General features: G+C 61.4%; 18 protein-coding genes and 1 pseudogene. 9 read left to right on the top strand and 10 right to left on the bottom strand.

Annotated elements, in window-relative coordinates:
- Positions 1-59 precede the first annotated feature (59 nt).
- The 8 genes and pseudogenes from ACEN83_RS04700 to ACEN83_RS04665 all read left to right on the top strand — a co-directional run.
- Entirely contained in the window at positions 60-1442 is a 1383-nt protein-coding gene (locus ACEN83_RS04700) for a carbohydrate porin (protein ID WP_495579621.1), read from the top strand.
- A 214-nt stretch (positions 1443-1656) separates the two neighbouring features.
- Positions 1657-4068 (top strand): glucose/quinate/shikimate family membrane-bound PQQ-dependent dehydrogenase, encoded by a 2412-nt coding sequence (locus tag ACEN83_RS04695; RefSeq protein WP_495579620.1) that lies wholly within the window; start codon positions 1657-1659, stop codon positions 4066-4068.
- A 300-nt stretch (positions 4069-4368) separates the two neighbouring features.
- A complete protein-coding gene (gene lon, locus ACEN83_RS04690; protein WP_256358810.1) occupies positions 4369-6786 on the top strand; it encodes an endopeptidase La in 2418 nt (805 codons plus the stop codon).
- 216 nt (positions 6787-7002) lie between these two features.
- Complete coding sequence (locus tag ACEN83_RS04685) at positions 7003-7395, top strand: protease inhibitor I42 family protein (protein WP_495579619.1); 393 nt, start codon at positions 7003-7005, stop codon at positions 7393-7395.
- Between the two features lie 2 nt (positions 7396-7397).
- On the top strand, positions 7398-8033 hold the full coding sequence (locus ACEN83_RS04680) for a lysoplasmalogenase (protein ID WP_495579618.1): 636 nt from the start codon (positions 7398-7400) through the stop codon (positions 8031-8033).
- A gap of 269 nt (positions 8034-8302) precedes the next feature.
- Positions 8303-9046 (top strand): carboxy-S-adenosyl-L-methionine synthase CmoA, encoded by a 744-nt coding sequence (gene cmoA, locus ACEN83_RS04675; RefSeq protein ID WP_428608324.1) that lies wholly within the window; start codon positions 8303-8305, stop codon positions 9044-9046.
- Positions 9043-9999, top strand: coding sequence for a tRNA 5-methoxyuridine(34)/uridine 5-oxyacetic acid(34) synthase CmoB (gene cmoB / locus ACEN83_RS04670; protein ID WP_495579617.1), 957 nt, complete (start codon positions 9043-9045; stop codon positions 9997-9999). Before cmoA ends, cmoB begins: the two co-directional genes overlap by 4 nt.
- Before the next feature lie 94 nt (positions 10000-10093).
- Positions 10094-10235, top strand: a pseudogene (locus ACEN83_RS04665) (DUF1698 domain-containing protein); the annotation flags it as partial.
- A 160-nt stretch (positions 10236-10395) separates the two neighbouring features.
- Here the strand turns inward: ACEN83_RS04665 and tadA are convergent.
- Positions 10396-10893 (bottom strand): tRNA adenosine(34) deaminase TadA, encoded by a 498-nt coding sequence (gene tadA / locus ACEN83_RS04660; RefSeq protein ID WP_007973921.1) that lies wholly within the window; start codon positions 10891-10893, stop codon positions 10396-10398.
- Positions 10893-12269 carry a multicopper oxidase family protein gene (locus ACEN83_RS04655; RefSeq protein ID WP_007973923.1) on the bottom strand — a complete coding sequence of 459 codons (1377 nt, stop codon included), beginning with the start codon at positions 12267-12269 and terminating at the stop codon, positions 10893-10895. Before ACEN83_RS04655 ends, tadA begins: the two co-directional genes overlap by 1 nt.
- Before the next feature lie 219 nt (positions 12270-12488).
- Here ACEN83_RS04655 and ACEN83_RS04650 point away from each other — a divergent pair, with 219 nt between their 5' ends.
- A complete protein-coding gene (locus ACEN83_RS04650; protein ID WP_495579616.1) occupies positions 12489-16514 on the top strand; it encodes a membrane-targeted effector domain-containing toxin in 4026 nt (1341 codons plus the stop codon).
- Between the two features lie 83 nt (positions 16515-16597).
- Here ACEN83_RS04650 and guaA read toward each other — a convergent pair whose 3' ends face one another.
- The 8 genes from guaA to ACEN83_RS04610 form a co-directional block, all read right to left on the bottom strand.
- Positions 16598-18175 carry a glutamine-hydrolyzing GMP synthase gene (gene guaA / locus ACEN83_RS04645; protein WP_007973927.1) on the bottom strand — a complete coding sequence of 526 codons (1578 nt, stop codon included), beginning with the start codon at positions 18173-18175 and terminating at the stop codon, positions 16598-16600.
- A gap of 125 nt (positions 18176-18300) precedes the next feature.
- Entirely contained in the window at positions 18301-19770 is a 1470-nt protein-coding gene (gene guaB, locus ACEN83_RS04640; RefSeq protein ID WP_007973930.1) for an IMP dehydrogenase, read from the bottom strand.
- Positions 19771-19997: 227 nt separating this feature from the next.
- Complete coding sequence (locus ACEN83_RS04635; protein ID WP_007973932.1) at positions 19998-20546, bottom strand: hypothetical protein; 549 nt, start codon at positions 20544-20546, stop codon at positions 19998-20000.
- A gap of 170 nt (positions 20547-20716) precedes the next feature.
- A complete protein-coding gene (gene purT / locus ACEN83_RS04630; protein WP_007982831.1) occupies positions 20717-21898 on the bottom strand; it encodes a formate-dependent phosphoribosylglycinamide formyltransferase in 1182 nt (393 codons plus the stop codon).
- Between the two features lie 77 nt (positions 21899-21975).
- Positions 21976-22443, bottom strand: a complete 468-nt coding sequence (locus ACEN83_RS04625) for a preQ0 transporter (protein ID WP_495579615.1) — start codon at positions 22441-22443, stop codon at positions 21976-21978.
- A gap of 134 nt (positions 22444-22577) precedes the next feature.
- Complete coding sequence (locus tag ACEN83_RS04620) at positions 22578-22793, bottom strand: DUF1289 domain-containing protein (RefSeq protein WP_102699097.1); 216 nt, start codon at positions 22791-22793, stop codon at positions 22578-22580.
- Positions 22790-23314, bottom strand: coding sequence for a gamma carbonic anhydrase family protein (locus tag ACEN83_RS04615; RefSeq protein WP_495579614.1), 525 nt, complete (start codon positions 23312-23314; stop codon positions 22790-22792). The genes ACEN83_RS04620 and ACEN83_RS04615 overlap by 4 nt, the downstream gene beginning before the upstream one ends.
- A gap of 45 nt (positions 23315-23359) precedes the next feature.
- On the bottom strand, positions 23360-23959 hold the full coding sequence (locus ACEN83_RS04610; protein ID WP_495579613.1) for a CoA pyrophosphatase: 600 nt from the start codon (positions 23957-23959) through the stop codon (positions 23360-23362).
- Between the last annotated feature and the right edge of the window lie 118 nt (positions 23960-24077).

Below are 24077 nucleotides of genomic sequence, written 5' to 3'. Positions count from 1 at the left end.
GCTTCTGCTAGCCATTTCTTCCGTTTAATCCCCAGAAAAAGATCAAGAATTTCTTCTCTATGCCTGATTTCCAGCTTTCGAAAGACAGCGCTGTCTTCAAACCTGTTGCCTGTCGAAAAACCTTCAACCTGATAGGCGGACTCACCGCTTTGGGCTTTGCCACTTGCGCTCACTCGGCTCCGGCCTTCGATAGCGATTCGCCGTGGATGCTCGGCGACTGGAACGGCACTCGCAGCGAACTTGCGGAAAAAGGCTACGACTTCAAAGTCGACTACACCGGTGAAATGGGCAGCAATCTGCACGGCGGCTACGATCACGACCGCACGGCCCGCTACAGCGACCAGTTCGGCCTGGGCACCCATCTGGACTTGCAGAAAATCCTCGGCTGGGACGACGCCGAGTTCCAGTTGACCATCACCGAACGCAGCGGCAACAACATCAGCAACGACCGCATCAATGACCCGCGTGTCGGCGGCTTCACCTCGGCCCAGGAAGTCTGGGGCCGCGGCCAGACCTGGCGCCTGACGCAGATGTGGTATCAGCAGAAGTTCTTCGACGAAAAACTCGACATCAAGGTCGGCCGTTTCGGCGAAGGCGAAGACTTCAACAGCTTCCCTTGCGACTTCCAGAACCTGGCGTTCTGCGGCTCCCAGGTCGGCAACTGGGCGGGCGACATCTGGTACAACTGGCCAGTCAGCCAGTGGGCGATGCGGGTCAAATATCACCTCACGCCAGAGCTTTATGCACAGGTCGGCGCGTACGAGCAGAACCCGTCGAACCTCGATCGCAATAACGGCTTCAAGCTCAGCGGCAGCGGCACCCAGGGCGCAGTCCTGCCGGTGGAACTGGTGTGGACGCCGAAACTCAATGGCCTGCCGGGTGAATACCGCGCCGGTTACTACTACAGCAGCGCCAACGCCACCGACGTCTACAAGGACAGCAACGGCCAGCCTGCCGCCCTGAGTGGCGAAGCCTACCGCAGCGCTTCGAGCAAGCACGGCATGTGGCTGGGCCTCCAGCAGCAAGTCACCAGCCTGGCCAGCGATCATTCCCGCGGCCTGAGCCTGTTCGCCAACGGCACGATGCACGACAAGAAGACCAATGCCATCGACAACTACGTCCAGGCCGGTCTCGTCTACAAAGGTCTGTTCGATGCCCGGTCCAGGGACGACATCGGTTTTGCCATGGCCCGCGTCCACGTCAACCCGGCCTATCGCAAGAACGCCGAGGCGACCAACCAGGCCCACGCCGTCTTCGACTACGACAATCCGTCCTACCTGCCACCCCAGGACACCGAATACAGCGCCGAACTCTATTACGGCGTGCACGTGACCAACTGGCTGACCGTGCGCCCGAACCTGCAATACATCCGCCATCCCGGCGGCGTGAACGAGGTCGACGACGCGCTGATCGGCGGGATCAAGGTCCAGTCGTCGTTCTGAGCAACACCATAAAACCCTGTGGGAGCGGGCTTGCTCGCGAAGGCGTCATTACAGCCAACATTTGTGCTGCCTGAACCACCGCTTTCGCGAGCAAGCCCGCTCCCACAAGGGATTGCGTGAACCCAACAGCTTTTATCTGAACCATGCCCGCACAAGATCGTCATCTACAGTGAACTTGCGCGGGACTCTATGAAACATCACGGAGAATCACACTATGAGCACTGATGGTGCCTTGGGTCGAAGCCGTCTGTTGCCGACCCTGCTCGGCATACTGCTTCTGCTAATGGGCCTGGCCATGCTGGCCGGGGGGATCAAGCTGAGCATGCTCGGCGGCTCGCTGTACTACCTGCTGGCCGGCATTGGCATTGCGCTGAGCGGCGTGTTGCTGATCGCCGCCCGCCGCGCCGCGCTGGGCCTGTACGCACTGGTGCTGTTCGCCAGTACTGTGTGGGCGCTGTGGGAAGTTGGCCTCGACTGGTGGCAACTGGTGCCGCGCCTCGCGCTGTGGTTTGCCCTCGGCGTGGTGATGCTGCTGCCGTGGTTCCGTCGTCCATTGCTGATCAACGGCCCTGCCCCTATGGGCACTGGCGCCTTGAGCGTGGCCGTGGTCCTGGCCGGTGCCACCGCCGTGGCCAGCCAGTTCACCCACCCGGGCGAGACCTTGGGCGAACTGGGTCGCGACACCGCAGACATGACCAGCACCGCGCCGCAGATGCCCGAAGGCGACTGGCAGGCCTATGGCCGCAGCGAATTCGGCGACCGCTACTCGCCGCTCAAGCAGATCACCCCGGCCAACGTCGGCAAGCTGCAGGAAGCCTGGCGTATCCAGACCGGCGATCTGCCCACCGCCGATGACCCGGTGGAACTGACCAACGAAAACACCCCGCTCAAGGCCAACGGCATGCTCTATGCCTGCACCGCCCACAGCAAGGTGCTGGCGCTGGACCCGGACACCGGCAAGGAACTGTGGCGTTTCGACCCGCAGATCAAGAGCCCGGTGGGCTTCAAGGGCTTCGCCCACATGACCTGCCGGGGCGTGTCGTACTACGACGAAGCGGCCTACGCCCAGTCTGAAAACGCTGCCTCCGCCGTCATCTCTGAAGCCGGCAAAGCCGTCGCCCAGGCCTGCCCGCGTCGCCTGTACCTGCCAACTGCCGATGCACGCCTGATCGCGCTCAACGCCGACACCGGCAAGGTCTGCGAAGGTTTCGGTAAAAACGGCGTGGTTGACCTGACCCAGGGCATCGGGCCGTTCACCCCCGGTGGCTACTACGCCACCTCGCCGGCAGCGATCACCCGTGACCTGGTGATCATGGGCGGCCACGTCACCGACAACGAGTCGACCAACGAGCCCTCCGGCGTTATCCGTGCCTTTGACGTACACGACGGTCATCTGGTTTGGAACTGGGACAGCAACAATCCAGACGCCACCGAACCACTGCCAGAGGGCGAACACTACAGCCGCAACTCGGCCAACATGTGGTCGCTGGCCAGCGTCGACGAAAAACTCGGCATGGTCTACCTGCCACTGGGCAACCAGACCCCTGACCAGTGGGGCGCAGACCGCACCCCGGGCGCCGAGAAGTTCAGTGCCGGCCTGGTCGCGCTGGACCTGGCCACCGGCAAGGTGCGCTGGAACTACCAGTTCACTCACCATGACCTGTGGGACATGGACGTCGGCAGCCAGCCAACCCTGCTGGACATGAAGACCGCCGACGGCATGAAGCCGGCGGTGATCCAACCGACCAAGCAGGGCAGCCTGTACGTACTCGACCGTCGTGACGGCACGCCGATCATCCCGATCAAGGAAATCCCGGCTCCGCAAGGCGCCGTGAAAGGCGATCACACCGCACCGACCCAGGCCCGTTCGGACCTGAACCTGCTGGCCCCGGAACTGACCGAAAGAGCCATGTGGGGCGCCAGCCCGTTCGACCAGATGCTATGCCGCATCCAGTTCAAGGAATTGCGCTACGAAGGCCAGTACACCCCGCCGTCGGAACAGGGCAGCCTGATCTATCCGGGTAACGTCGGCGTCTTCAACTGGGGCGGCGTTTCAGTCGACCCGGTTCGCCAGATGCTGTTCACCAGCCCGAACTACATGGCCTTCGTCTCGAAAATGGTGCCTCGCGCCGAAGTCGCAGCCGACAGCAAGCGCGAAAGCGAAACAGCAGGCGTGCAACCGAACACCGGCGCACCTTACGCGGTGATCATGCACCCGTTCATGTCGCCGTTCGGCGTACCGTGCCAGGCGCCGGCCTGGGGCTATGTAGCCGGCATCGACCTGACCACAGGCAAAGTCGTGTGGAAACGCAAGAACGGCACCAGCCGCGACAGCTCGCCATTGCCTATCGGCCTGACACTCGGCGTGCCAAGCATGGGCGGTTCGATGGTCACCGCTGGCGGCGTCGGCTTCCTCAGCGGCACGCTGGACCAATACCTGCGCGCCTATGACGTCAATACCGGCAAGGAGCTTTGGAAATCGCGCCTGCCGGCTGGCGGTCAGGCTACGCCGATGACCTACACCGGCAAGGACGGCAAGCAGTACGTGCTGTTGGTCGTCGGTGGCCACGGCTCACTGGGCACCAAAATGGGTGACTATGTGATTGCGTACAAACTGTCCGAGTAAGTTTAAGTTTTAGCGGCAGTCAAAATGAAGGCGACTCCTGCGAAGGAGTCGCCTTTTTTATTATCACCACCATCCTCTGTAGGAGCTGCCGCAGGCTGCGATCTTTTGACCTTGGAAAATCAAAAGATCGCAGCCTGCGGCAGCTCCTACAAAAGCAAAGGCGCAGAGTGTGTGCCGAAATCCAGCTAACCTGTCTCTGCGCTGAACACGCCTTCGAAACACGGCGTTGCAGAAAATGACCGTTGAAACCACCGCCAACCTGCCCCATCTAAGACCCATACCCATTGTGCAGGTGCCCCCATGAGCGACCAGCAAGAATTCCCCGAAGACCCGAGCGAATACGCCGATCCGCAAAGCGCTCCACAGCACAAACCCGGCAAAGGCCTGGCCCTGCCCGGCCAGAACCTGCCGGACAAGGTCTACATCATCCCGATCCACAACCGGCCATTCTTCCCGGCCCAGGTCCTGCCGGTCATCGTCAACGAAGAGCCGTGGGCCGAGACCCTCGACCTGGTGGCCAAGTCCGAACACCACTCCCTGGCCCTGTTCTACATGGACACGCCCCAGGAGGACCCGCGCCACTTCGACACCTCGGCCCTGCCGCTCTACGGCACCCTGGTCAAGGTGCACCACGCCAGCCGCGAAAACGGCAAACTGCAATTCGTCGCCCAGGGCCTGACCCGTGTGCGTCTGAAAACCTGGCTCAAGCACCATCGCCCGCCGTACCTGGTGGAAGTCGAATACCCGCACCAGCCCACCGAGCCGACCGACGAGGTCAAGGCCTACGGCATGGCGCTGATCAATGCGATCAAGGAACTGCTGCCGCTCAACCCGCTGTACAGCGAAGAGCTGAAGAACTATCTCAACCGTTTCAGCCCCAACGATCCATCGCCGCTGACCGACTTCGCTGCCGCTCTCACTTCGGCCACCGGCAGCGAGTTGCAGGAAGTGCTCGACTGCGTGCCAATGCTCAAGCGCATGGAAAAAGTTCTGCCGATGCTGCGCAAGGAAGTCGAGGTCGCGCGCCTGCAAAAAGAGATTTCCGCCGAAGTTAACCGCAAGATCGGTGAACATCAGCGCGAGTTCTTCCTCAAGGAGCAACTCAAGGTCATCCAGCAAGAGCTGGGCCTGACCAAGGACGATCGCAGCGCCGACCTTGAACAGTTCGAGCAGCGACTGGTGGGCAAAGTCCTGCCGGCGCAGGTGCAGAAACGCCTTGAAGAGGAAATGAACAAGCTGTCGATCCTCGAGACCGGCTCGCCGGAGTATGCGGTCACCCGCAATTACATCGACTGGGCGACCTCGGTGCCGTGGGGCGTGTACGGCGAGGATAAACTCGACCTCAAGCACGCGCGCAAGGTGCTGGACAAACACCACGCCGGCCTCGACGACATCAAGGACCGCATCCTCGAATTCCTCGCCGTTGGTGCCTACAAAGGCGAGATCAGCGGCTCCATCGTGCTGCTGGTGGGGCCGCCGGGCGTGGGCAAGACCAGCGTCGGCAAGTCCATCGCCGAATCCCTGGGCCGGCCGTTCTATCGCTTCAGCCTTGGCGGCATGCGCGACGAAGCCGAGATCAAGGGCCACCGCCGTACCTACATCGGTGCGCAGCCGGGCAAGCTGGTGCAAGCGCTGAAGGACGTCGAAGTGATGAACCCGGTGATCATGCTCGACGAGATCGACAAGATGGGCCAGAGCTACCAGGGCGACCCGGCCTCGGCCTTGCTGGAAACCCTCGATCCGGAGCAGAACGTCGAATTCCTCGACCACTATCTGGACCTGCGGATGGACCTGTCGAAAGTGTTGTTCGTGTGCACCGCCAACACCCTGGACTCGATCCCCGGCCCGTTGCTCGACCGCATGGAAGTGATTCGCCTGTCGGGCTACATCACCGAAGAAAAAGTCGCCATCGCCAAGCGTCACCTGTGGCCCAAGCAGCTTGAGAAAGCCGGCGTGTCCAAGGGCAGCCTGAGCATCAGCGATAGCGCGCTCAAGGCGCTGGTCGACGGCTATGCCCGTGAAGCCGGCGTGCGCCAGCTGGAAAAAAACCTCGGCAAGCTGGTGCGCAAAGCGGTGATGAAACTGCTCGACGACCCAAAAGCGGTGATCAAGCTCGGCCCGAAAGATCTCGAAGCGTCGCTCGGCAAACCGGTGTTCCGCAACGAGCAGGTGCTGGCGGGGGTCGGCGTGATCACCGGCCTTGCCTGGACCAGCATGGGCGGTGCCACCCTGCCGATCGAAGCCACGCGCATCCACACCCTCAACCGTGGGTTCAAGCTCACCGGGCAACTGGGTGACGTGATGAAAGAGTCGGCGGAGATCGCCTACAGCTACGTCAGCTCGCACCTGAAGTCCTATGGCGGCGATCCGAAGTTCTTCGACGAAGCCTTCGTGCACCTGCACGTGCCGGAAGGCGCCACGCCGAAAGACGGCCCGAGCGCCGGCGTGACCATGGCCAGCGCCCTGCTGTCGCTGGCACGCAACCAACCACCGAAAAAAGGCGTGGCCATGACCGGTGAGCTGACGTTGACCGGGCATGTGCTGCCGATTGGCGGGGTGCGCGAGAAGGTGATTGCAGCGCGGCGGCAGAAGATTTTCGAGCTGATTCTGCCGGAAGCCAACCGGGGTAATTTCGAGGAACTGCCGGAGTACCTGAAGGAGGGGATTACCGTGCACTTTGCCAAGCGCTTTGCGGATGTGGCCAAGGTGTTGTTCTGATGCTCTTGTAGCGCCTGTACTGCCGTCTTCGCGGGCAAGCCCGCTCCCACAGGAAATTGAGTCGGTCACAAAACTTGTGTGCACCCTCAATCCCTGTGGGAGCGGGCTTGCCCGCGAAGGCGTCGGCACTGACAGCGCCAATCCCCAACCTGTCACACTTTGTCTCATCTTCAGTTATGCTCGCCGTTCGTCGCCAACGCCGGAGCCCCCGACCCCATGTCCTCCATTCGCCTGCTTGTCCCCCTCGCCCTAGCCTTGCTGGCCGCGTGCGCCACGCAACCTGCACACAACGTGACCGTGGAAAAACAGAGCGAATGCCCGGTGAAACTCAGCAACGGACAAAACCTGATCCTGACCCTGCCGAGCAATCCGACCACGGGTTATCGCTGGGCGATCCAGGATTCCGCCGGCGGCGTACTGCACGCCTTGGGGCCAGAGGTGTATCGAAATCCGGAAGATGCCGGCATCGTCGGTTCGGCCGGGGTTTCGACCTGGCGTTTCCAGGCTTTTGCAACCGGCACGGGACGTCTGCGCCTGACCTCGCAACAGCCGTGGGCGCCGGAAGTGCTGCCCGTGGACTCGTTCGACTGCGCGATCTCGGTTAACTGACCGTGGGCTGGCTGATTCTGGCGCTGATGGGCGCGGTGACCTTCCTTTATGGCCTGAGCGTACATGCCTCCATGCTGTGCCTGCTGGTCAAGCCGCTGCCGGTGCTGGCCTTGCTCGGCTGGCTGCACGACGCACCACCCGGCGAATATCGGCGCTGGATCAGCCTGGGCTTGATTTTCTCCTTGGTCGGCGACGTGTTGCTGGCCTTGCCGGGTGACTTGTTCGTGTTCGGCCTCGGCGCATTTCTGGTCGCCCACCTGGCGTATCTGAAAGCCTACCTCAGCGATTGCCGGCGCCTGGCCCTTTTACCCCTGATCATCGCCCTCGGCGTGGGTGCGGTGCTGTTGGGGATTCTGATTTCTCACGGGCTGGGCCCATTGCTGATTCCGGTGATCGTCTACGGCCTGGCGATCAGCGCCATGCTCTGGCGCGCGCTGGCCCGGCTTGGCAGTGATGTGCCCAAGCGTTCGGCCCTGCTGGCCGCCGGTGGTGCGGTGGCGTTTGTGTTTTCGGACAGTGTGATTGGCATCAGCCGGTTCGTGGTGCCGTTCGATGCGGCGCCCTACGTGATCATCCTCAGCTATTGGCTGGGGCAGTGGGGCATCACGGCCTCGGCGTTCTCCCAAGGCAAACGCTGATCCCTGTGGCGAGGGGGCTCGTCGGAATGCCGCACCACCCCGTTCGGCGGCGCAGCCGTCGTAAACCCTGTTAGTCGGGTGTATCTGTGATTACCCGGTTGCATGGTTTTGGGACTGTTTCGCAGTCCAACGGGGGCAAGCCCCCTCGCCACAAGAGCACTCTCGGCTTTCGAACTGCATCAACCCACCCGCTTTATCAGACAACCCGCGCATCCCCGCGCCAACTTGGCTAAAATGCCGGCCTTTTCACCGATACCGCTGGAACCGCCGTGAGCAAAGAACCCGATCGCCTTTTCGCCCAGCCTTTGGCCCAGGTGCCTGACTTCGCCTTTAACGAGGACGTGGTGCGGGTGTTCCCGGACATGATCAAGCGCTCGGTGCCGGGCTATCCGACCATCGTCGAAAACCTCGGCGTGCTCGCCGCGCAGTTCGCCCAACCGGGCAGCGTGCTCTACGACCTGGGCTCGTCCCTGGGTGCCGTGACCCAGGCCCTGCGCCGGCATGTGCGCACCGACGGTTGCCGCGTCATCGCTGTGGATAACTCCGCCGCCATGGTCGAGCGCTGCCGCGAATACCTCAATGGCCAGGACTCGATGTTCCAGGAGTTGCTGCCGGTCGAGGTGATCGAGGGCGACATCCTGGCGCTGGAGTTCCAGCCGGCCTCGGTGGTGGCGCTGAACTTCACCCTGCAATTCATCGCCCCGGACCAACGCACCGCGCTGTTGACGCACATCCGTCAGTCGCTGCTGCCTGGCGGCGCCCTGATTCTCTCGGAAAAACTGCGCTTCGAAGACGAGCAGGAACACGCGTTGCTCACCGACCTGCACATCGCCTTCAAACGCGCCAACGGCTACAGCGAGCTGGAAATCGCCCAGAAGCGCAGCGCCATCGAAAACGTCATGAAGCCCGACAGCCTCGAAGAACACCGCGAACGCCTGTTGGCCGCCGGGTTCTCGAAAGTCGTGCCGTGGTTCCAGTGTCTTAACTTTGCCTCGTTGATTGCCCTGCCATGATTGATCTGTCTCCCCTCGCCCGCCGTCTGGCCGGCACGCCGCTGGCCGAATGGGCCAACACCCTGCAGGCGCAACTCGACAAGAAAATGGAAAAGGGCCATGGCGACCTGGAGCGCTGGCAAAGCGCGCTGGACGCCCTGCCAAAGATCCAGCCGAGCGAAGTTGATTTGCTCAACGGCCTGAAGCTGGACACAGATTGCGACGATGAAACCCGCGCGCAAATGCGCTCCGCATTGATGGGCCTGTCGCCGTGGCGCAAGGGGCCGTTCGACCTGTTCGGGGTTCACGTCGACACCGAATGGCGCTCGGACTGGAAGTGGTCGCGGGTCGCCCCGCATCTGGACCTCGTGGGCAAGCGCATCCTCGATGTCGGCTGCGGCAACGGCTACTACATGTGGCGCATGCTCGGCGCCGGTGCCGACAGCGTGATCGGTGTCGACCCGAACTGGCTGTTCTTCTGCCAGTTCCAGGCGGTGCAGCGCTACCTGTCCGAACCGAACGCCTGGCACCTGCCCTTCCCCTTCGAAGACCTGCCGCCGAACCTAGAAGGCTTCGACACGGTATTTTCCATGGGTGTTTTCTACCACCGCCGCTCGCCCATCGAGCATTTGCTGGCGCTGAAGGACTGCCTGGTCAAGGGTGGTGAGCTGGTGCTGGAAACGCTGGTGGTCGAAGGCGACAAGCACCAGGTGCTGGTGCCGGAAGACCGCTACGCGCAGATGCGCAACGTGTGGTTCCTGCCGTCGGTGCCGGCGCTGGAGTTGTGGCTGCGACGTGCCGGGTTCAGCGATGTGAAGTGCGTGGATGTGAGCACCACCACTGTCGAGGAACAGCGTGGCACCGAGTGGATGAAGTATCAGTCGCTCAGTGACTTCCTCGATCCCGAGGATCACAGCAAGACGATTGAAGGGCTGCCGGCGCCGATGCGGGCGGTGATTGTCGCCCGTAAATAAAAGCAGGATCAAAAGATCGCAGCCTTCGGCAGCTCCTACACGTGTATCGCGATCCCCTGTAGGAGCTGCCGAAGGCTGCGATCTTTTGACTTCAAGCACCACTACCGTCGAGGAACAGCGGGACGCAGTGGATGAAGTATCAGTCGCTGAGCGATTTTCTCGATCCCGACGATCACAGCAAGACGATTGAAGGGCTGCCGGCGCCGATGCGGGCAGTTATCGTCGCCCGTAAATAAAAGCAAGATCAAAAGATCGCAGCCTTCGGCAGCTCCTACATGACCCCTGTAGGAGCGAGCCTGCTCGCGATGGACTCAAGAACACCGCGGGGAACCAGATTGCCCGCGTAATCGTTCACGACCATCGCGAGCAGGCTCGCTCCTACAGGGGGGTCTGTGTTTAGTCGGAAGGTTTTGCTCTTCGAGCCTTGAAGAACTCACTTAAAACAGCCCCGCACTCCTCCGCCAACACCCCACCCTCATGCAACACCCGGTGATTCAAAAAGCCCTGGGTAAAGAATTGCCCCTGGCTCTGCACAATCCCCGCCTTCGGCTCCAGCGCGCCATACACCACCCGCGTGATCCGCGAATGCACGATCAGCCCGGCGCACATGCTGCACGGCTCCAGCGTCACATACAGCGTGCTGCCGGGCAGGCGATAGTTGCTGACAGCCTCGGCGGCGGCACGAATCGCGACCATCTCGGCGTGGGCGCTGGGATCGCTGGTGCTGATCGGGCAGTTGAAACCTCGCCCGATGATTTCACCGTCCTGCACCAGCACCGCGCCCACCGGCACTTCGCCCAGGGCCGCGCCTTGGGCGGCCAGGGCCAGGGCTTCACGCATGAATTCGCGATCACGGCTGCGATCGATGATGGCGGCGGGACGAATCTGACGCATCACGCCACCTCGATGGCGGCCATCAGGCCGGTTTCCATGTGATCGATCACATGGCAGTGGAACATCCAGACCCCGGGGTTATCCGCCACCAGCGCCACTTGCGCGCGCTCGTTCTTGCCCAGCAGATAAGTGTCGGTGAAGTACGGAATCACCTTGTGCCGGTTCGAGGCGATGACCTTGAAGCTCATGCCATGCAGGTGAATCGGGTGCTGATACTGGGTCATGTTCTTCAATTCGAAAATGTAGCTCTTGCCCTTTTCCAGCTTGGCAATCGGGCGGTCGGCGCAGGTCTTGTCAGTGATGTCCCAAGCCTTGCCGTTGATCTGCCACAGGCTCGGCGGCTTGCCGTTGTCGACGTTGACCGACACCGAGCCGACCCATTCGAAATTGAAGTTGAGTTTCTCGGCATTGGCCAGGTCCGGTTCGGCGATCGGGTTGGCCGGCAGTGCCGGTGGCCATTCGCTCGGTGCGTCGGTATTGGCCACTGAACGCAAGGTACCCAGGCGCACCGGACCGTTGCGCAAGGACAATTCTTCACCGGCCGCAGGCGCCTTGATTGCCAGGCAAATGCGCATGCCGGGGCCGAGCCAGTATTCCTTGCCCAGCGGGCGCGGTTCGATGGGGTTGCCGTCGAGCGCATAGATCTGCGCTTCGACGCCGGGAATGTTCAGGCGATAGGTCAGGGTGTTGTCGAGGTTGAGAATGCGCACCCGGGTGATCTGCCCGGCCGGCAAGTCGATCACCGCCTGCGGCACACCGTTGATGGTCGCCAGGCGTCCCGCCGTGCCGCCACGGGCCGCTTCCCGGGGGATGCTGAACTCGACGAAATTGCCGACCTCGTCGACATGCCAGCTCTTCAGGCTCAGGGTCTTTTCGTACTTGAAACCGGTGGGCTCGCGCTCTTCGATGATCAGCGGGCCGACCAGGCCACGGCCGAGTTCTTCGCTGCTGTTCACATGCGGGTGATACCAATAGCTGCCGGCATCCGGTACGCGGAATTTGTAGTCGAAGTACTCGCCCGGCAGCACCGGCAATTGCGAGACGTAGGGTACGCCGTCCATCTCCAGCGGCAGGCGGATACCGTGCCAATGAATGGTGGTCGCCACCGGCAAGTGATTGATGAAGCGCACCCGCAGCCATTCACCCTGGCGCACCCGCAACTCGGTGCCCGGCGCCGACGGGCCGAAGGCCCAGGCCTGGGTCTTGTGCCCGGCCACCAACTCCACGTCCAACGGCGCGGCGATCAACTCATAGTCGTGACCGGCATCCGCATCGGCCATCTTGCCTAGCCAGTAACGCGACGCACCACCGGCTCCCACGCCAACCACCACAAGACCGGCCAGACCACCGAGTATTTGTCGACGGGAAAAGGACATTAACCAACCACCTCGCGAATCGGACAGGCCCCGGGGGCCCGCAAAAGGCGAATACGATACACCTGCGATTGCGAAACAGTAAGGGCTGCGCGGCGGATGGACGCAGATGGCCGTGTCTCTACACCCATTGCGCGGATAAAGAGACATAACTATGCAGCGCACCTTCATCGAACGAGGGCAGCATCCTCGGCATTCGAATTCTCAAGGAAAGAGAGTGCAATGAACACGACACAAACCCAGCCGTTGCCCAACGCCGCCGACAAGACCGCCCTCAAGGCGATCGCCACCACCGTGATCCAGACCTGCCCGAGCCTGCAGGACACGGCCCACGAAGTCGCCAGCGATTTGCTGAAGAAGTACCACGTCACCGGCCTCGATCCGGACGAGGTCTATTTCCATCGTTTCGACGCTTCCCAAAGCAGCTCGAAAGCCTTCACCGGTTGGGAGCACGTGCACGCAACGCCCACGTCGACCATGACCCTGACGCAACTGGTGATCCAGCGTTTTCGGGTCGGCGACCAGGACAACGCCGACCTGCTCGACGTGTATGGCGGCTTCTACACCGCGGGGCCCCACGCAGAGATCTACAACGAAAGCAATGAAGTGCGCCTGCACGGCAACGACGTGCTGAAGGACTTCTGGAGCATCAATTTCAGCGCGCTGTACGAAGAACGCCTGACCACCTTCTGGACCCGATCCGGCGACGATTTCCGCACCCTCGCCAAGTGCAACTTTCTCATCAAAGCCGTTAAAGCACGGGACAAAGGCCAGTTGAGTGACGAGGATTTCCAGTACGTCACTCAAGCCGTGATCGGCCCTGTCACCTGGCCCGTCAGCCTGCCGATGCTGCAAGCGCTGCACCCTTGCGCCGGCAACGTTCGCAGCCTCGATGTCGCCGGCTACGTCGCCATCAATGCGCTGCGCATTGTCGCGCCCAAGGGTCGCCAGATCGTCTACCTGCCCGGTGAGATCAATGCGTTCACAGTATTGGAAACCGCGACGGACATGCACTTCTGGGTGTTGCAGCAGATGAACAAAAAACAAGTGCGCCGACAGTTCATGACGCACTTCTCCCAGGCTGACCGGCAGGCAATCGACGAGAACATCACCGACCTCATGAACCGGCTGGTGAACTCCTGGGGCCAGTACGATCATCACCTGATCAACCAGGAAGATCAGGTCGTCAGCGGCGATGCCTTCACCTGGTTGCGCGACTCGACCAAGGACGCGATGTTCGCTGAAGCCGCGCTCTCGCTGACCTCCAATGGCGACCTGCGCAAAAAACTCTGGCTCGGCTACCTCAGCGCCGGTATGAAAGTCTTCGGCCCGATGGCAGTGGTCGGTTGGCCGGTCGCCCTGCCCGTGATCGGCGCCAGCATCGCCAGCATCGGCCTGAACATCGATCAGGCGGTGAACGGCAAAACCCCACAGGAGCTCAAGGCCGGTATCCTTGGTGCGGTGCTCAGCGGCATTGATCTGCTGTTCAATCTGCTCGTTCTCAAGGGGCCGGGCTCGCTGGAAGAAATCGGCCCTGAAATCGAAGCCGCCGAAGCCAAGGAAATGTCCGACCTGATTGATTCGACCAAACCCACGGTTGAGCCAACACAGATCGACACCGCTCGTAACGACCTGATTCGCGATGCCAACGCCTGGTATGAACTCAATCCTCCGGCGCCCCGCCTGCCGGTGACTGCAGCGGCGCAGATCACAACGCCAGCCGAGTTGCTCGACAGCGCATTTGCGGAAAAACCGGGGCTGATCATCGGAGAAAGCCGCGGCAGTATCGGCAGCAAACAATGGCTGATCGACAACATGCCCGCGCTGGCCCGGCGCGGAGTGAAGACGCTTTACCTGCAGGAGCTGCTGACAAACGTCAATCAGCTTGATCTGGACACCCTCGCCCGTACCGGTGAGATGCCCGCAGAACTGGACACCTACCTGAAGAAACTCGACCTCAAGGCAGGTAACGATCCCGAAGGCAGATTCAACCTCAGGCAGCTGGTGAGAACGGCCAACGCCCAGCGAATCCGGGTACAGGCCATCGATATGTCGAGTACCTATGACATCAACAGAAACACCTTCGATCCGGAACCGGACCGGCAAATGGCCAGGAGTTTTTTCGCCAGCCAGGTCATCCGCCACAACCAAGCGATCAATGGTTCCGCCAACTGGGTGGCGTTGGTGGATCGGGAAAACCTGTCGACCTTCAGGGGCTATCGCGGTATCGGCGAACAGACCGATGCCCTGAGCATCCGCATCGATGATGTAAAACCTGGCGCCGCGCAGCCCATCACGACGGACCTCGGGCTGGCCATGGAGTACGCCGACTATCCGCATTCCCCAGCGGTTGAAGTCGAAGGCCAGGCCGATCCCGGCAGCATCCCGTCGCTGATCAAAGGCGACTGGCGTGTGCAAGTGGAAACCCCATGGGCCTACAGAACGCCACAGGACCTGCGGGCGCTGTTGCCGGAACCGGGGATGTTCACCTTCCAGCGCTACCGCAGCAGCGTGCTGGTGGTCTATCGCAACGCCGAGGGGCGCATGGCCGACAGTGTTATCCGTTTGACTCCCGGCGGCAGGATCAATCTGGATACCCCGCTCGCACCGACCTACGAGTCCATGACGGTGGATAGTTACGAGGAACTGAAACAGGCACTGATCGCAAAAGGCATGCGGCCAATGGGCTGGCCAGTACTTCAAGACGTGGCACAGGCACTGCCCGACATCCCGCGACCGGCCATTCCCTCCAACTGGCAGGCCAACGAACTGCTTGAAGGTGAAACGATGGTTGATGAGCCCGGAAAATTCCAGGGCATCTATCGACTCAACTCCAATCCTTCAACCGCCATCATGCTCAATCACACGCCTTACTACGTGCGTTGGGAAGCCGACCTCAACGGCGGCGGGCACTGGGCCGTCATCGACCCGGAAAACCCTCACGCGTTCTCCAACTCGATCCCCGTGCGCCTGAACGCTGAGGGTGAATGGCAAACCATGCCGCGCGGCGGGCTCAACGGTGGTGGCAAGACACCCATGCTGCGCTTGCCCGCCTCGGAGTACGACATGCCCGAGCAGTTGAAGGCCGAACTGAAAGGTGGCGCGAACGGCCAGGACGACGAGTCGTTGCGCGACTTCTACGACAGCCTCAACGAGCACGATCCCTACCGCGATTTCAAGGCGATCAGAAAACGCCTGCATCGCGATGCCGTGCGCTTTTACGCCGAGCTACAACTTCCCGCACGTCCGCCGATCCCGGCGCTTGCTCCCGAGGCCAGTGCCAAAGACATCATCGCGAAAAGCCTCGAACATGCCCGAGGCCTGGTGATCGGCGAAAGCCATAGCTCCATCGCCAGCAAGCAGTGGCTGATCGAGAACATGGAGCTGCTGGCCAACAAGAACGTGAAGACCCTGTACATGGAACATCTGCTGACCGACTTCCATCAAGCGGCGCTGGATACGTATTTCGAAACAGGGACGATGGCGAAAGACCTGGAGAGCTACCTCAACGCACTCGATGTCGGCAACATGACCGATCCGCTAGGGCGCGACACGTTTCTGCAACTGGTCAAACAGGCCCGTCGTTTCAAGATTCGTGTGCAGGCCATCGATTGCATGGCGAGCTACCGGCTCAACGGCATGGAGAAGGTCGGATCGCTGGAGCCTGCGGTTGAGCCCACGGCGCGACAGAAAATGATGAACTACTTCGCTCGCTCGATCATTCGCAGCGACCAGGCCCTGCGTGGCGCACACAAATGGGTGGCGCTGATGGGCAACTCCCACTCCAACACCTTCGAAGGCGTGGCGGGTGTCAGCGAACTGGAAGAAGCCATCGGCATACGCGTTGAAGATGTCGCCGAAGGCGCCCCGGTGGGCATCGAGGCCGACCCGGGAAGGATCCTGCCGCTGGGCGGAACCGCGTTCGATCGCAGCGCCTTGGTCAAAGGTGATTTGCTCCTGCGAATGGCAACGCCATGGACAGCGCAGACCCAGTCGGAAATCGAAGCGGCCTTGCCCCACCGCGGGATGTACACCTTGAAACTGCAACCGCGCATGACCTTCCTGGTGCACCGCAGCCGCAGCAATGCAGTCGTGCGTACGCTCATCGAGAACGATAACGGCCGCTTCTACATCGAACGCCCCGAATGGCCTTCGATCAATGGCAAACGCTTTGGCAGCATGAAAGCGCTATTGAATGGGCTGGATCAAATGGGCATGACACTGGCCGGCTGGTCGAAACCGCTGTAACCGGCGCACAAAAAAACCGTGTGAAATCGGATTTCACACGGTTTTTGTGTTCCAGCCTTCAGCACATCAAGGCTGGCGCGGGATCATTCCCACTCAATGGTCGCCGGCGGCTTGCTCGACACGTCGTAGGTGACGCGGGAGATGCCTTCGATTTCATTGATGATGCGGCCGGATACGGTTTCCAGCAGTTCGTAAGGCAGGTGAGCCCAACGCGCGGTCATGAAGTCGATGGTTTCCACGGCACGCAGGGCCACGACCCAGGCGTAACGACGGCCATCGCCGACCACGCCAACCGATTTCACCGGCTGGAACACCACGAAGGCCTGGCTGACCTTGTGGTACCAGTCGGCCTTGCGCAGTTCTTCGATGAAAATGTGGTCGGCACGACGCAGCAGGTCGGCGTATTCCTTCTTCACTTCACCGAGGATGCGCACGCCCAGGCCCGGGCCCGGGAACGGGTGACGGTAGACCATGTCGTACGGCAGACCCAGCTCGAGGCCCAGACGACGGACTTCGTCCTTGAACAGTTCGCGCAGTGGCTCGACCAGTTTCAGGTTCATCTCTTCCGGCAGGCCGCCCACGTTGTGGTGCGACTTGATCACGTGGGCCTTGCCGCTTTTCGCGCCAGCCGACTCGATCACGTCCGGGTAGATGGTGCCCTGGGCCAGGTACTTGATGTTGTCCAGCTTGCAGGATTCGGCATCGAACACGTCGATGAAGGTGCGGCCGATGATCTTGCGCTTCTTCTCCGGGTCGGCTTCGCCGGCCAGGTTGTTGAGGAACTGGTCTTCAGCGTTGGCGCGGATCACCTTGACGCCCATGTTCTCGGCGAACATGGCCATCACTTGCTCGCCTTCGTGCAGGCGCAGCAGGCCGTTGTCGACGAACACGCAGGTCAGCTGATCGCCGATGGCCTTGTGCAGCAGTGCGGCAACCACGGACGAGTCGACACCGCCGGACAGACCCAGCAGGACGTTGTCGGTGCCGACCTGAGCGCGAACCTGGGCGATGGCGTCTTCAGCGATCTTAGACGGGGTCCACAGCGCTTCGCACTCGCAGATGTCGAGGATGAAGCGCGACAGGATGCGACCGCCCTGCTTGGTGTGGGTCACTTCCGGGTGGAACTGCACGCCGTAGTAACGACGCTCGTCGCTGAACATGCCGGCGATCGGGCAGCTCGGGGTGCTGGCCAGGATGTGGAAGTCTTCCGGCATCCGGGTGACCTTGTCACCGTGGCTCATCCATACGTCGAGGCCGAACAGGCCGTCGGCGTCGATGTGGTCTTCGATGCCGTCGAGCAGACGGCTCTTGCCGACCACGTCCACGCGGGCGTAACCGAACTCACGCAGCTCGGAACCTTCAACCTTGCCGCCCAGTTGCTCGGCCATGGTCTGCATGCCGTAGCAGATACCGAAGACGGGGACGCCCAGGTCGAAAACGGCTTGCGGGCAGCGAGGGCTGTTGGCTTCGTGAACCGACTCCGGGCCACCGGCGAGGATGACGCCTTTAGGAGCGAATTCGCGGATCGCATCTTCGTCCATGTCGAACGGGTGCAGTTCGCAATACACGCCGATTTCACGCACGCGGCGGGCGATCAGCTGGGTGTACTGGGAACCGAAGTCGAGGATCAGGATGCGGTGAGCGTGAATGTCGAGGGCCATGGGGGAAACTCTTAAAAGCAGTTGCAAGCTTCAAGCTGCAAGCTGCAAGTAATCGGAAACCGCGCGGCACTGCACTATCACAGCACCGCTTGCAGCTTGTAACTTGTGGCTTATAGCTGTCGGCGTCAGCCGACCCGATAGTTCGGCGCTTCCTTGGTGATCTGCACGTCGTGAACGTGGGACTCGGCCATGCCGGCGCCGGTGATCCGCACGAACTCGGGCTTGGTGCGCATCTCTTCGATGTTGGCGCTACCGGTGTAGCCCATCGAGGAGCGCAGGCCGCCCATCAACTGGTGGATGATCGCGCTCAGGGTGCCCTTGTACGGAACACGCCCTTCGATTCCTTCCGGAACCAGCTTCTCGGCGCCTGCCGAGGAGTCCTGGAAGTAACGATCGGAGGAACCCTGGGCCTGGGACATGGCGCCCAGCGAACCCATGCCGCGATAAGCCTTGTACGAACGGCCCTGGAACAGTTCGATCTCGCCCGGCGCTTCTTCGGTACCGGCGAACATCGAGCCCATCATCACGCAGGAAGCACCGGCTACGATGGCCTTGGACAGGTCACCGGAGAAACGGATACCGCCGTCGGCGATCAACGGTACGCCAGTGCCTTCGAGGGCAGCGGCGACGTTGGCGATGGCACTGATTTGCGGTACGCCGACACCGGCGACGATACGGGTGGTGCAGATCGAGCCAGGGCCGATACCGACCTTGACCGCGTCAGCGCCGGCTTCGGCCAGGGCCTTGGCGGCAGCGCCGGTGGCGATGTTGCCGCCGATGACCTGCACTTCAGGGAAGTTCTGCTTGACCCAGCGAACGCGATCGATCACGCCCTTGGAGTGACCGTGAGCGGTGTCGACCACCACCACGTCAACGCCGGCGTTGACCAGGGCAGCGACGCGGTCACCGGTGTCTTTACCGGTACCGACGGCAGCACCCACGCGCAGACGACCTTGATCGTCCTTGCTGGCCAGCGGGTAAGCCTTGGCTTTTTCGATGTCGTTGACGGTCATCATGCCCTTGAGGGCGAACTTGTCGTCGACGATCAGCACGCGCTCGATGCGGTGCTTGTGCAGCAGCTCACGCACATCGTTCTTGTCGGCGCCTTCCTTGACCGTGACCAGACGCTCTTTAGGCGTCATCACTTCACGGACAGTGGCTTCCAGACGGTTCTCGAAACGCACGTCACGGGAGGTGACAATGCCGACCAGGTCGCCATTGTGCAGTACCGGAACGCCGGAGATGTTGTGCAGGCGGGTCAGTTCGAACAGGTCGCGCACCGTGGCATCAGCCTCGATGGTGATCGGGTCTTTTACGACGCCGGCTTCGAACTTCTTGACCTTGCGGACTTCGGCAGCTTGCTGCTCGATGGTCATGTTCTTGTGGATGATGCCGATACCACCTTCCTGAGCCATGGCAATTGCCAGACGGGCTTCAGTGACGGTGTCCATGGCGGCGGAGACCAGTGGAATATTCAGCTCGATGCCACGGGTAAGGCGGGTCTTGAGACTGACTTCGTTAGGAAGCACCTCGGAATAACCGGGCACTAGGAGAATGTCGTCGAATGTCAGAGCTTCTTGGCTGATACGCAGCATCGCGGGGGCTCCCGAGCGGGAAAATGGAAGCGCGCCATTATAGTCAGACACCCCCTCGGGTTCAATGTAAAACTCTGACTATTATTGGCATTACTGACATACGGGAATTAATGCCCGAATCCAAGGGATTCACCACGTTCCTGTAGGAGCTGCCGAAGGCTGCGATCTTTTGACTTTGATTTTCAGAAACAAGATCAAAAGATCGCAGCCTTCGGCAGCTCCTACAGTCAGAGTTCGACTTTGACCCAGCTCACCGGCTGATCGAGCCAATCGGCGAATTCGTCGAGAAAGCTTTGCTTGAACCCGGCTTCGGCCCAGTTGTTGAAGATGAATCCGAGGTTGGAGAAGCCGCACTCCTGTAGGAACAGAAAGCCGTTGATGTCGTCTTCATGCCCGCATTCCGGGCAGGTGAAGTTATCGGTGCGCCCCGGCATCCAGTCTTCCAGGCTTTCGAACAGCGCTTCACCGACTTCCTTGCGACACTCGGCGCAGCCTGCTTCTTCAAGGAAACCCTTGGCCGGCGTATAGATGCAGCGTTTGGTAATGATCTCCAGACCATTGACCGGCTCGCCGAACGGCAAGGCTTCGGGGTGCAGGACCACTGCGCGGGCGCCGTCGGCGATGGCATGGGCCATGCGATTGCCGGTGCGGCCACAGGTGGTCAGCTCTTCCTGGATGATGTTCTTGCGCACCAGCCAGCGCACAACGGCCCGGGCCCGGGGCTCGTGCACCGGCAGAGTGGAGATTTTCGGGACGATGATGCTTTGGGAATTCATGGATACAGGCCTGGAGCATTGATGAAGGGTCTTGGGCATCCACAAATTATAGAGACTGAACACCGAACCTGTGGGAGCGGGCTTGCTCGCGAAAGCGGTGTGTCAGACACATTGATGTTCACTGACACTCCCTCTTCGCGAGCAAGCCCGCTCCCACAGAGTTTCGGGTTTTACAGCTCTACCACAACCGCTTGCGAAGCACGGGTCGCCTTGGCGCGGGCGGCTTCGATCGACTCGTCGCGCGCCAGGGCCACGCCCATGCGGCGCTGGCCGTTGACTTCAGGCTTGCCGAACAAGCGCAGCGCGGTATCCGGCTCGCTCAAGGCGGCACCGAGGTTGGCGAATGCGGTCTGGGTCGACTGCCCTTCCACCAGAATCACCGCCGAAGCCGATGGCCCGAACTGACGGATCAACGGGATCGGCAGGCCGAGAATGGCCCGTGCATGCAGGGCGAACTGCGACAGGTCCTGAGAAATCAGCGTGACCAAGCCGGTGTCGTGCGGGCGCGGCGAGACTTCGCTGAACCACACCTGATCACCCTTGATGAACAATTCGACGCCGAACAGACCACGGCCACCCAGGGCTTCGGTCACGGCTTTGGCAACACGTTCGGATTCAGCCAGGGCAATCGGGCTCATGGCCTGCGGCTGCCAGGATTCCTGGTAATCGCCCTTCTCCTGACGGTGACCGACCGGCGCGCAGAACGTAGTGCCGCCGACGTGACGCACGGTCAGCAGGGTGATTTCGTAGTCGAAATCGATGAAGCCTTCGATGATCACCCGACCTTTACCGGCACGGCCACCTTCCTGGGCGTAGTCCCAGGCTTTCTGCACGTCATCGACGCTGCGCAGCAGGCTCTGGCCCTTGCCCGAGGAACTCATGACCGGCTTGACCACGCACGGGAAACCGAGGTCTTCGACGGCTTTGCTGTAGTCCTCGAAGGTGTCGGCGAAGTGGTACGGCGAGGTCGGCAGGTCCAGCTCTTCAGCGGCCAGGCGACGGATGCCTTCGCGGTTCATGGTCAGTTGCGCGGCGCGGGCGGTCGGGATCACGGTGAAACCTTCGGCCTCCAGCTCCACCAGGGTCGCGGTGGCGATGGCTTCGATTTCCGGAACGATGAAATGCGGCTTCTCGGCCTCGATCACGGCACGCAGGGCAGCGCCATCGAGCATGTTGATCACGTGGCTGCGGTGCGCCACCTGCATGGCCGGCGCGTTGGCGTAGCGATCCACGGCAATCACTTCAACGCCCAGGCGTTGCAGCTCGATCACCACTTCCTTGCCCAACTCGCCACAGCCACACATCAATACGCGGGTCGCGGTGGGCGACAATGGGGTTCCGATACGGGTCATCTGAAGGTCCTCAAGAAGCGGATCATCGAGGGAAGCACGCTTCCCATGGGGAGAAAGCGCGGCATTTTACATGAACTTCAGCTGACGACAGCCTGTTTGCGCAGGCGCCAGGCCATGATCAGCCACACGACGGTGACCCCGGCGAATTTCGACCCCAGTGCGGTGAGGATCACCCCCGGCGTCAGGGCGTCGATCATGCCGAAAAAGATAAAGGTGTCGAGGGGAATGCTCAGGGCCGAACTTATCCACAGGCGATCATGCAGCGGGCGCTTGGTGATGCTGAACACCAGCCAGTCGATGCACTCGGAAACCGCGAACGCCGTGGCGCTGGCCAGGGCGATGGACGGATCGGAGGTAGCGTAGGACAACACCAGCGCCACCAGCATGGCCACGAGGGCGCCATGCCCGAAACGGGTTTGCACCATGTCGCGCAAAATAAACACCAGCCCGCCCCAGGCCGACCAGATGATGTCCAGATGGGGGGCGGTGGAGAAGGCGAAGTTGATCAGCACGACGCTACTGATGTAGGTGATCAGGAAGAGCATGGGAGTACCTGTAATTTGGTGTGCAGGGTACTTCAGCCCAACGCAAAATCAAAAGATCGCAGCCTGCGGCAGCTCCTACATGGAATGCGATCCCCTGTAGGAGCTGCCGAAGGCTGCGATCTCTTGATCTTCAATTATCGACCAGGTGTCTTGCCGATCATCCACACCAGCCCACTGGCCTTGGCCCGCTCATGACACAACCCCAGCACCTTGCGCCGTTCGTCGTTGGTCATGCGGCTCCAGCGGGTAATTTCCTCAACCGTACGCTGGCAACCGGTGCAGATATCATCGTCATCCAGCGCACAAATGCTCACGCAGGGCGATGCCACCGGGCGTTCTGGCGTGCTCATTCTTCCTGCTCGACCAGATCGCGGGCATAACGCTGCGAGTTGTGCACATAGTGGGCAGCGCTGGCTTCCAGCATCCTGATTTGCGGTTCGGTCAATTCGCGCACCACTTTGCCGGGCGACCCCATGACCAGCGACCCGTCCGGAATCTCCTTGCCTTCGCCGATCAGCGAATTGGCGCCGATGATGCAGTTCCTGCCGATCTTCGCGCCATTGAGAATCACCGCGTTGATGCCGATCAGGCTGTTGTCGCCGACGGTGCAGCCGTGAAGCATGGCGTTGTGGCCGATGGTCACGCCGGTGCCGATGGTCAGCGGATAGCCCATGTCGGTGTGCATCACGGTACCGTCCTGGACGTTGCTGTTCTTGCCGATCAGGATCAACTCGTTGTCGCCGCGCAGCACGGCGTTGAACCAGACGTTGGCGCCCTCCTCCAGCTTGACCTTGCCCACCAGCACGGCATTGGGGGCGACCCAGCTCTGTGGATGGGTTTCGACACGGGCGTCGCCCAGGCGGTATTTCATTGTTGTATTCCTCAGGGCTCGGGCTGTGCCATTCGAACGATGGCTTCAGATATTGATAAAGCTTTTGGGAGGTTGGTGCAGGCTGATTTTGGCGTCATACAGCAGGTTGATCAACTCGACGATCATGATCGCCGTCAGCCCCCAGATCTTGTATTCGCCAAAACGATAGCTCGGCACGTACCAGCTGCGGCCCTGATAGTCGATGCGATGGGTATGTTCGCGGGGGTCTTTGCGGAAGAACTCCAGGGGCACGCTGAATACCGCGGCGATCTCGGCATCGTTGGCCCGGTATTCGACAAAATCCGGGATCACCCCAACATAGGGCGTGACCATGATGCCATGCAGGCTGATCAGCGGGCTGAGCGGGCCGATCACCTCGACCAACCCCGGCGGCAGGCCGATCTCTTCCTCGGCTTCACGCAGGGCGGTGAACATCAGGTCGGGGTCTTCGGGGTCGCGGCGACCGCCGGGGAAGGCGACTTCGCCGCCATGGGTCGACAGGCCACTGGCACGCAGGGTCAACACCAGCTCGGGCTCGTCACTGCGGGTGATGGGCACCAGCACTGCGGCCTCGGGAAAACGACGATCGGTCTCCAGCGTGCGTGGAGTGTGGTGACTAACCCGATGCAGTAGCTCGTCCAGCATGAGTGTTCTCGATTTGTGCCTTACCCGGCATCATGCACCAATCGCTGCGGTCGCCCAACCCCCGCAACCGCCCCATGTCGCGAAACGACAACTTGCCGACCGGCACCGCCGCACGCCA

This window comes from Pseudomonas sp. Pseusp49 (assembly GCF_059491875.1).
The sequence above is the reverse complement of the archived record's forward strand: the minus strand, read 5'-3'. Positions and strand labels throughout refer to the sequence as shown.

Excerpts from the sequence above, each read along its gene's own strand:
- purT (WP_007982831.1), bottom strand. The coding sequence starts at position 21,898 with ATGACCCGTATCGGAACCCCATTGTCGCCCACCGCGACCCGCGTATTG.
- ACEN83_RS04620 (WP_102699097.1), bottom strand. The coding sequence starts at position 22,793 with ATGAGCACGCCAGAACGCCCGGTGGCATCGCCCTGCGTGAGCATTTGT.
- ACEN83_RS04650 (WP_495579616.1), top strand. The coding sequence starts at position 12,489 with ATGAACACGACACAAACCCAGCCGTTGCCCAACGCCGCCGACAAGACC.
- ACEN83_RS04615 (WP_495579614.1), bottom strand. The coding sequence starts at position 23,314 with ATGAAATACCGCCTGGGCGACGCCCGTGTCGAAACCCATCCACAGAGC.
- lon (WP_256358810.1), top strand. The coding sequence starts at position 4,369 with ATGAGCGACCAGCAAGAATTCCCCGAAGACCCGAGCGAATACGCCGAT.
- ACEN83_RS04655 (WP_007973923.1), bottom strand. The coding sequence starts at position 12,269 with ATGTCCTTTTCCCGTCGACAAATACTCGGTGGTCTGGCCGGTCTTGTG.
- guaA (WP_007973927.1), bottom strand. The coding sequence starts at position 18,175 with ATGGCCCTCGACATTCACGCTCACCGCATCCTGATCCTCGACTTCGGT.
- guaB (WP_007973930.1), bottom strand. The coding sequence starts at position 19,770 with ATGCTGCGTATCAGCCAAGAAGCTCTGACATTCGACGACATTCTCCTA.
- ACEN83_RS04625 (WP_495579615.1), bottom strand. The coding sequence starts at position 22,443 with ATGCTCTTCCTGATCACCTACATCAGTAGCGTCGTGCTGATCAACTTC.
- cmoB (WP_495579617.1), top strand. The coding sequence starts at position 9,043 with ATGATTGATCTGTCTCCCCTCGCCCGCCGTCTGGCCGGCACGCCGCTG.
- ACEN83_RS04695 (WP_495579620.1), top strand. The coding sequence starts at position 1,657 with ATGAGCACTGATGGTGCCTTGGGTCGAAGCCGTCTGTTGCCGACCCTG.
- tadA (WP_007973921.1), bottom strand. The coding sequence starts at position 10,893 with ATGCGTCAGATTCGTCCCGCCGCCATCATCGATCGCAGCCGTGATCGC.
- ACEN83_RS04635 (WP_007973932.1), bottom strand. The coding sequence starts at position 20,546 with ATGAATTCCCAAAGCATCATCGTCCCGAAAATCTCCACTCTGCCGGTG.
- ACEN83_RS04610 (WP_495579613.1), bottom strand. The coding sequence starts at position 23,959 with ATGCTGGACGAGCTACTGCATCGGGTTAGTCACCACACTCCACGCACG.
- ACEN83_RS04700 (WP_495579621.1), top strand. The coding sequence starts at position 60 with ATGCCTGATTTCCAGCTTTCGAAAGACAGCGCTGTCTTCAAACCTGTT.
- ACEN83_RS04685 (WP_495579619.1), top strand. The coding sequence starts at position 7,003 with ATGTCCTCCATTCGCCTGCTTGTCCCCCTCGCCCTAGCCTTGCTGGCC.